4 protein-coding genes are annotated in these 9,238 nt (G+C 50.4%); all 4 read left to right on the plus strand.

Annotated features, from left to right (window positions below):
• Nucleotides 1-176 precede the first annotated feature (176 nt).
• Nucleotides 177-2,687: a DUF1601 domain-containing protein gene (locus ACO6VE_RS23170; protein WP_422463730.1), complete on the plus strand. Its 2,511-nt coding sequence runs from the start codon at nt 177-179 to the stop codon at nt 2,685-2,687.
• Nucleotides 2,688-2,738: 51 nt separating this feature from the next.
• The gene (locus tag ACO6VE_RS23175) at nt 2,739-5,360 is read left to right on the plus strand and encodes a DUF1601 domain-containing protein (protein ID WP_422463732.1); all 2,622 of its coding nucleotides are present in this window, start codon (nt 2,739-2,741) and stop codon (nt 5,358-5,360) included.
• A gap of 227 nt (nt 5,361-5,587) precedes the next feature.
• Complete coding sequence (locus ACO6VE_RS23180; protein ID WP_422450723.1) at nt 5,588-8,854, plus strand: DUF1601 domain-containing protein; 3,267 nt, start codon at nt 5,588-5,590, stop codon at nt 8,852-8,854.
• Between the two features lie 140 nt (nt 8,855-8,994).
• The coding region (locus ACO6VE_RS23185; protein ID WP_422463734.1) for a hypothetical protein at nt 8,995-9,238 on the plus strand (244 nt) is incomplete at its 3' end.

Below are 9,238 nucleotides of genomic sequence, written 5' to 3' on the forward strand. Positions count from 1 at the left end.
ATCTTGAAACTGTTGGGGCTTCATAACGTAGCCTCCCATTGCAGGGGATCACGACAGTTTAGACCTATCAACCTTTAAAACAAACATAGCCCCCTTCTCAACATCTACAGTGCCGTTCAGTAAACCCTGCTCAAGATTTTAATGCACTCATCAAACCAGAAATAATGGATGATCTGGTGAATAAATCCTATCATTTCGGCCACCGTTATGATGGAAGAAATCACGGGCAATATGCCATTTCAATTAAAAAATACACGCTAGATGCTGAAAGACCGTTAAACAGGACTGAACAAAGCCAGCTGATACATTTGCTGCAAAATTTTACCGCAACACCGAGTTGGAATTGGCGAAGCCTGACGTCAACACTTCATTCATTGACTTCAGCGGGCGTTTTTACCCCTCATAACCCCATGGATCAGAGTGTTAAGCTTACTCAAGCTGCCTTATTATCAACGTTACTTGATGCAATAATATTCAATTGCAACCAAAAACCTCAAGCCATGGATATTGAAGCCCGGGCAATTGCCAACCTGCTGTGGGCCATGGCGAAACTGGTGGACAACGGGCTGCAGCGGACACCAGAACTCAAAGAGGCCGTGGCCGCGCTGTTACCCCAGGTGAGCGCACATAAAGACCAGTTTATTCCTCTGAATATCACCAACCTGCTGTGGGTCATGGCGAAACTGGTGGACAACTGGCGGGAGCGGACGCCAGCGCTCAACGAGGCCATAGCCGCGCTGTTGCCCCGCGTGAACGCACAGAAAGACCAATTTAATGCCCAGAGTATCACCAACCTGCTGTGGGCCATGGCGAAACTGGTGGACAACGGGAAGGAGCGGACACCAGCGCTCAACGAGGCCGTGGCCGCGCTGTTGCCCCTCGTGAACGAACAGCAGGCTCACTTTACACCACAGGGTATCGCCAACCTGCTGTGGGCCATGGCAAAACTGGTGGACAACGGACAGGAGTGGACACCAGCGCTCAACGAGGCCGTGGCCGCGCTGTTGCCCCTCGTGAACGAACAGCAGGCTCACTTTAAACCACAGGGTATCGCCAACCTGCTGTGGGCCATGGCAAAACTGGTGGACAACGGACAGGAGTGGACACCAGCACTCAACGAGGCCGTGGCCGCGCTGTTGCCCCTCGTGAACGCACAGAAAGCAAACTTTAAACCACAGGGCATCGCCATCCTGCTGTGGGTCATGGCGAAACTGGTGGACAACGGGCTGGAGCAGACACCAAATCTCAAAGAAGCCGTGGACGCCCTGTTGTCCCAGGTGAACGCACAGAAAACAAACTTTAAACCACAGGGCATCGCCAACCAGCTCTGGGCCATGGCGAAACTGCTGGACAACGGGCAGGAGCAGACACCAAATCTCAAAGAAGCCGTGGACGCCCTGTTGCCCCAGGTGAACGCACAGAAAGCTAACTTTAAACCACAAGGTATCGCCAACCTGCTGTGGGCCATGGCGAAACTGGTGGACCACGGGCTGGAGCAGACATCAGGACTCAAAAAGGCCGTGGCCGCGCTGTTGCCCTTCGTGAGCACACAGAAATCCCAATTTAATCCCCAGGATACCGTCAACCTGCTGTGGGCCATGGCAAAACTGGTGGACAACCAACAAGAGCAGACACCAGAACTCAACGAAGCCGTGGCCGCGCTGTTACCCCACGTGAGTGCTCAGAAACACCAGTTTATTCCACAGGAAATCGCAAACCTGCTGTGGGCCATGGCGAAACTGGGTGACAACGGGCAAGAACAGGTGCCAGAGCTCAACCGGGCCGTGACCGTGCTGTTGCCCCACGTGAACGCACAGAAAGCTAATTTTAAACCACAGGAAATCGCTAACCTGCTGTGGGCCATGGCGAAACTGGGTGAGCTCGTTGAGCTGAACGCAGTTACCTCTACGTTCGAATCGCTGGTCTACAAAATCAGTGAAAACCCGCAGCTCTCTCAGCAAGGGATATTGATATCTCTCTGGGGAGTCATGGTATGCTGTGCCAGGCTGTTTATGGTCTCCAATGCCAATAAAAATAACGTGCTTGAAAAGCACATAGTTGACCTGTTTACTCGTCTGGAAAAGACATCCCCGGACAATGGAGAGGAACAAACCGTCATTGCCATGGCCGCAAGTTGGCTTGGGAGAGCGTCCCCGGTCGTCCCCCATTACGAGACTTTCATATCAAAACATCAATCCAACTTTCGCCATCAGCTCCAATCATGCATTCCATCTTTGCAGATTGAAGAAGAAAAGAGCCTGAACTCATTACCGCCGGTTGACCTGATACTGCCAGATCACAACATGGTGATTGAAATTCAGGGAAAGTTTCATTACGTGAGTGGTGATTTCAAAACCAGGAATGGGTCGACTCTGCTGAAAATCGCACTGTTGCGAAAAGCAGGATTTGAGGTCATTGAAATCCCGGTTAACCAGCTTTGGAACCCAGATTTAATTATTGATCAAATAAAGACCAGGGTGGCCATCCCACCACAGGGCCATGGCAGTGCATCAGTTAAAATCGAGTGCGTAGATGAGACAAACGTTACCGCCGACAAAGAGTGTCAATCCTCAGATCCACGTTATTTAGCCGCCGGGGAACATTTAGAAAAGCAAACAGACAAACCAAAAAATAGAAAAAAGAAAAGAAAAAAAACTCATAAACATTTCAGCAAAATGAACTTCTGAACAGAACCGCAGTCTGCTTTTTATATTGTCATGAATTAATGAAATATAATTATGCATAGAACCTCTGCTGATATCAGTGGTCAATACGCAAGATCAGGTAGTAATGACAACCAACCGGATAACCATGCCGCTTCCGGAAGGCGTGGACGATATAGAGAGTGTACAGTCAGACAGCGGGATCATCCCCCCCGCCAGAGGCGTAATGTATTTTACCATTCTCCTGGCGCACGCCCTCCTCAAAATCTACTGAGCCGTTCAGTAAACCTTGCTCAGGATTTTAATTCCCTCATCAAAAAAGAAACAATCAATACTCTGGTGAATAAATCGAATCGTTTCGGTCCTGAATATGATGGGAGATATCACGGTCATTATGCCAGTTCAATTAAAAAATACACGTTAGCTGCTAAAAGACCGTTAAATCGAATAGAACAAAGCCAGCTGATGCGTTTGCTGCAAAATTTTACTGTAACGCGGAGCTGGAATTGGCGAAGTCTGACGACAACATTTCATTCATTTACTTCAGCGGGTGTTTTTAGCTCTCATAGATCCCTCGATGAGCGTGTTAAGCGTACTCAAACTGCCTTATTGTCAACGTTAATTGATGCCATCATATTTAACGGCAACCAAAAACCGGAAGCCAGTGATATTGGTGCCCAGGAAATCACTAACCTGCTGTGGGCCATGGCAAAGCAGGTGGACAACGGGCACGAGCGGACACCAGGGCTCAAAGAGGGCGTGGCTGCGCTGTTGCCCCACGTGAAGGCACAGAAAGCTGACTTTAAACCACAGGAAATCGCCAACCTGCTGTGGGCCATGGCGAAACTGGTGAGCAACGGGCAGGAGCAGACACCAGCGTTCAACGAGGCCGTGGCATCGCTGTTGCCTTTCGTGTACGTACAGAAAGACCAATTTATTCCTCAGCATATCGCCAACCTGCTGTGGGCCATGGCGAAGCTGGTGGACAATGGGCAGCAGCAGACACCAGAGCTCAAAGGGGCCGTGGCCGTGCTGTTGCCCCTTGCGAGTGCACAGAAAGACCAATTTATACCTCAGCATATCGCCAACCTGCTGTGGGCCATGGCGAAGCTGGTGGACAATGGGCAGCAGCAGACACCAGAGCTCAAAGGGGCCGTGGCCGTGCTGTTGCCCCTTGCGAGTGCACAGAAAGACCAATTTATACCTCAGCATATCGCCAACCTGCTGTGGGCCATGGCGAAGCTGGTGGACAACGGGCAAGAGCGGACATCAGTTATCAAGGGAGCCATAGCCGAGCTGTTGCCCCTCGTGAACGCACAGAAAGGCCAATTTAATGCCCAAAGTATCGCCAACCTGCTATGGGCCATGGCGAAACTGCTGGACAACGGGCTGGATAGGATATCAGAGCTAAAAAAGGCCGTGGCCGCGCTGTTACCATACGTAAACACACAGAAAGCTCAATTTAAACTACAGGAAATCGCTAACTTGCTGTGGGTCATGGCAAAACTGGTGGACAACGGGCAGAAACAGACGCCAGAGTTCAATGAGGCCGTGGCCGCGCTATTGCCTCATGTGAACGCGCAGAAAAGCCAATTTAATGCGCAGGATATCGCCAACTTGCTGTGGGCCATGGCGAAACTGGTGGACAACGGGCAGGAGTGGACACCAGAACTCAACGAAGCCGTGGCCACGCTATTACCCCACGTGAGTGCACAGAAAGATCAATTTATTCCACAGGAAATCGCTAACCTACTGTGGGCTATGGCGAAACTGGTTGACAATGGGCATGAGCAGACACCTGAGCTCAACAAGGCCGTGACCGTGCTGTTGCCCCGGGTGAACGCACAGACAGCTAACTTTAACCCACAGGAAATCGCTAGCCTGCTGTGGGCCATGGCGAAACTGGGTGAGCTCGTTGAGCTGAACGTAGCTACATCCACGTTCGAATCGCTTGTCTACAAAATCAGTGAAACCCCCCAGCTCTCTCAGCAAACAATATTGTTGTCTCTCTGGGGAGTAATGGTGTGCTGTGCCAGGTTGTCTATGGTCTCCACTGCCAATAAAAATAATGTGCTTGAAAAACACATGGATGACCTGTTTACTCGCCTGGGAAATACATTCCCCGACAATGATGATGATCAATCCATCATTGCCCTGGCCGCAAGTTGGCTTGGGAGAGCGTCCCCAGTCGTCCCCCATTACCAGACTACCGTATCAAAACGTCAATCCGACTTTCGCGATCAGCTCCAATCATGCGTTCCCTCTTTGCAGATTGAAGAAGAAAAGAGTCTGAACTCATTACCCCCGGTTGACCTGCTGCTGCCAGATCACAACATGGTGATTGAAGTTCAGGGCCCCTCTCATTATGTGGGTGGTGATTTCAACACCAGAAATGGTTCGACTCTGCTGAAAATCGCACTGTTGCAAAAAGCAGGATTTGAGGTCATTGAAATTCCGGTTAACAGGCTTTTGAATCAAGATTTAATGAAACCATATATTGATCAAATAAAGACCAGGGCAGGCATCCTGCCACAGGAGCATGGCTCTGTATCACTTAAAAGAAGGTGGGCAGATCAGGAATACATTACTGCTGATAAAGGCAGGCAACCCTCAGATCATGGTTACTTGACTGGCAAAGAACCTTCAGAAGAGCAAATCGGCAAACCAGCAAAGAGGAAGAGAAAAAACAGCCAGTAATTTCTGCCCTTCGATCATGACTCAAGAACCATTTGCACATTCCCGGGAAAGAATGCCAGCGTTGAATATCTGTTACCCATGCGTCCTGCCCCGGATGATTTGAAAATAACGGAGACACCAGGAGCCTGTCCGAGAATAGACTGCCCTACTGCGGTGGCAGCAAAATGAACTTCTGAACAGAGCAGTAGTCTGCTTTTTATATTCTCATGAATTAATGAAATATAATTATGCATAGAACCTCTGCTGGCATCAGTGGTAGATACGTAAGATCAGATAATAATTACAATCAACCGGAAAACCATGTCGCTTATTCAGAGCGTGGACAGTATAGACATGCCAACGTCAGAAAGAGAGATAATATCCCCCGCACTACTCCGGAGCGTAATGAATTTTACCACGCTTCTGCCCCATACTTTGCCCAAAACCTGCCGTGCCGTTCAATAAACCCTGCTCAAGATTTCCATGCCCTCATCAAACAGGAAGTAATGGATGAACTGGTGAGTAAATCGGATCATTTCGGTTATCGTTATGATGGGAAAAATCACAGTCAATATGCCAATTCAATCAAGAGATACACATTAGCTTCGCAAAGCCCCTTAACCCGAGCGGAACAAAGCCAGCTGATGATTTTTTTGCAAGATTATACCGCCACACGGCGTTGGAGTTGGCGAAGCCTGACAACAACACTTCATTCATTTACTTCAGCGGGTGTTTTTACCCCTCATAAACCCGTGGATGTTCGTGTCAGGCACACTCAGGGCACCTTATTGTCAACGCTGTTTGATGCAATAGTATTCAAGTGCAACCGAAAAGCTGCAGCGTGGGATATTGATGCCCAGGGAATCACCAACCTGCTGTGGGCCATGGCCAAACTGGTCGACAGTGGGCAGGAGCGAACACCAGGCCTCATCAAGGCTATGGCCGCGTTGTTGCCCCATGTGAACGCACAAAAAGATCAATTTAATGCTCAGGGGATCACCAACCTGCTGTGGGCCATGGCGAAACTGGTGGTCAACGGGCAGAAGCGGACTCCGGGGATCAATGAAGCCGTGGCTGCGCTGTTGCCACATGTGAACCTACAGAAAGCGAACTTTAAACCATGGGGAATCGCCAGCCTGCTGTGGGCCATAACCAAACTGGTTGAACACGGACAGGAGCGAACACCAGAACTCAACAAAGCCCTGGCTGCGTTGTTGCCCCAGGTAAACGCACAGAAAACTGACTTTAAACCACGGGAAATTGCCAACCTGCTGTGGGCCATGGCGAAACTGTTGGACAACGGGCTGGAGCAGACACCAGAGCTTAAAGCAGCTGTGGCCGCACTGTTGCCCTGTGTGAACGCACAGAGAGGCCTATTTAATGCGCAGGATATCACCAACCTTGTCTGGGCCATGGCGAAACTGCTGGACCACGGGCTGGAGCAGACAACAGATCTCAGCGAGGCCGTAACCGTGCTATTGCTGAACGCACTAAAAACCAACTTTAAACCACAGGGTATCGTCAACCTGCTGTGGGCCATGGCAAAACTGGTGGACACCGGGCTAAAGCAGACCACCGATCTCAGCGAGACCATCGCCGTGCTATTGCCCCACGTGAACGCACAGAAGGACCAATTTAATTCTCAGGGTATCGCCAACCTGCTGTGGGCCATGGCAAAACTGGTGGACAACAGGCTGGATCAGACAGCAGAACTCAAAGAGGCCGTGGCCGCGTTGCTGCTTCGCGTGAACGCACAGAAAGAACCATTTATTCCTCAGCAAATCGCCAGCCTGCTATGGGCCATCGCGAAACTGGTGGAAAACAGGCAGGAGTGGACACCAGAACTCAACGAGGCTGTGGCCACGCTGTTGCCCCATGTGAACGGACAAAAAGACCAGTTTATGGCCCAGTATATCACCAACCTGATGTGGGCCATGGCAAAACTGGTGGACAACGGGCTGGAGCAGACAGCAGAACTCAAAGAGGGCGTGGCCGCGCTATTGCCCAACGTGAAGGCACAGAAAGCTGATTTTGAACCACAGGGTCTCGCCAACCTGCTGTGGGCCACGGCAAAACTGGTGGACCACGGGCAGGAAAGGACGCCAGAGCTCAACGGCGCTCTGGCCGCGCTGTTGCCTCACGTGATGGCACAAAAAGCTCAATTTAAACCAAAGGAAATCGCCAACCTGCTGTGGGCCATGGCGAAACTGGTGGACAACAAACAGGAGCGAACAACAGCACTCGAAAGGACCGTGGCCGCGCTGTTACCTTATGTGAACGCTCAGAAAAGCCAATTTAATGCACAGGATATTGCCAACCTGCTGTGGTCCATGGCAAAACTGGTGGACAACGGACAGGACCGGACACCAGAGCTCACCCAGGCCGTGGCGGCACTGTTGATTCACGTGAACCCACAGGAAAAACAATTTATTCCCAAGCATATCGCCAGCCTGCTGTGGGCCATGGCGAAACTGGTGGACAACGGGCTGGAGCAAACATCACGGCTCTACGAGGCTGTGGCCGTGCTGTTGCCCATGGTAAACGCACAGAAAGACCAATTAACTCCCCAGCATATCACCAACCTGCTGTGGGCCATCGCGAAACTGGTGGACAACGGGCTGGAGCGAACACCGGAGTTTAACCAGGCTGTGGCCGTCCTGTTGCCTCATGTGAAGGCGCAGAAAGACCAATTTAATGCTCAGGGTATTACCAACCTGCTCTGGGCCATGGCGAAACTGGTGGACACCAGACAGGACCAGACACCAGAGTTCAACGAGGTCGTGGCTGCGCTGTTGCCCCACGTGAACGCACTGAAGGACCAATTTAATCCTCAGGGTATCGCCAACCTGCTGTGGGCCGTGGCCAAACTGGGTGAACTCATTGAGCTGAAAGAGTTTACCACCACGTGCGAATCGCTTGTCTACCAAATCCGTGAAACTCCCCGGCTCTCTCAGCAAACCCTATTGATGTCTCTCTGGGGCGTCATGGTATGCTGCGCCAGGTTGTCTCTCGCCACTGCCAATAAAAATGATGTGCTTGAAAAACTCATGGATGACCTGTTTACTCGCCTGGGAAATACATCCCCCGACAATGAAGAGGATCAATCCATCATGGCCATGGCCGCAAGTTGGCTTGGCAGGACGTGTCCGGTCATCCCCCATTACCAGACAACCATTTCAATACCGCAATCCAATTTCCGTGATCAACTCCAATCATGCATTCCCTCTTTAAAGATTGAAGAAGAAAAGTGTCTGAACTTGTTGCCTCCGGTTGACCTGCTACTGCCAGATCACAACATGGTGATTGAAATTCAGGGACCATCTCATTACGCAAGTGCTGATTTCAAAACCAGGAATGGTTCGACTCTGCTGAAAATCGCTCTGCTGAAAAAATCAGGATTTGAAGTCATTGAAATCCCGGCCAACATGCTTCGGAATCAGGATTCAATGAAATTATATATTGACCGGATAAAGGCCAGGGCAGGCATCGGGCCACAGGGTCATTCTGTATCATGATTTGGCAATAACGAATGGGTGGCATCAGGAGTAGATGAGTATCCCCAACCGTGTGGTTTTATCGATATTTCAGCAAAATGAACTTCTGAACAGAACAGCAGTCTGCTTTTTATATTTTCATGAATTAATGAAATATAACTATGCATAGAAGCTCTGCTGGTATCGGTGGTCAATACGCAGGATCCGGTAATAATTACCACCAACCGGATGACCGTGCCGCTTATTCAAGGCGTGGACAATTTAGACATGCCACCGTCAGAAAGAGGGATAACATCCCCCGCACGACTCCGGGACGTAATGAATTTTACCACTCTTCTGCCCCATATTTTGCCCAAAACCTGCCGTGCCGTTCAGTAAACCCTGCTCAAGATTTCAATGCCCTCG

The organism is Endozoicomonas sp. ALB115 (assembly GCF_049310245.1).
Lineage (GTDB): Bacteria > Pseudomonadota > Gammaproteobacteria > Pseudomonadales > Endozoicomonadaceae > Endozoicomonas.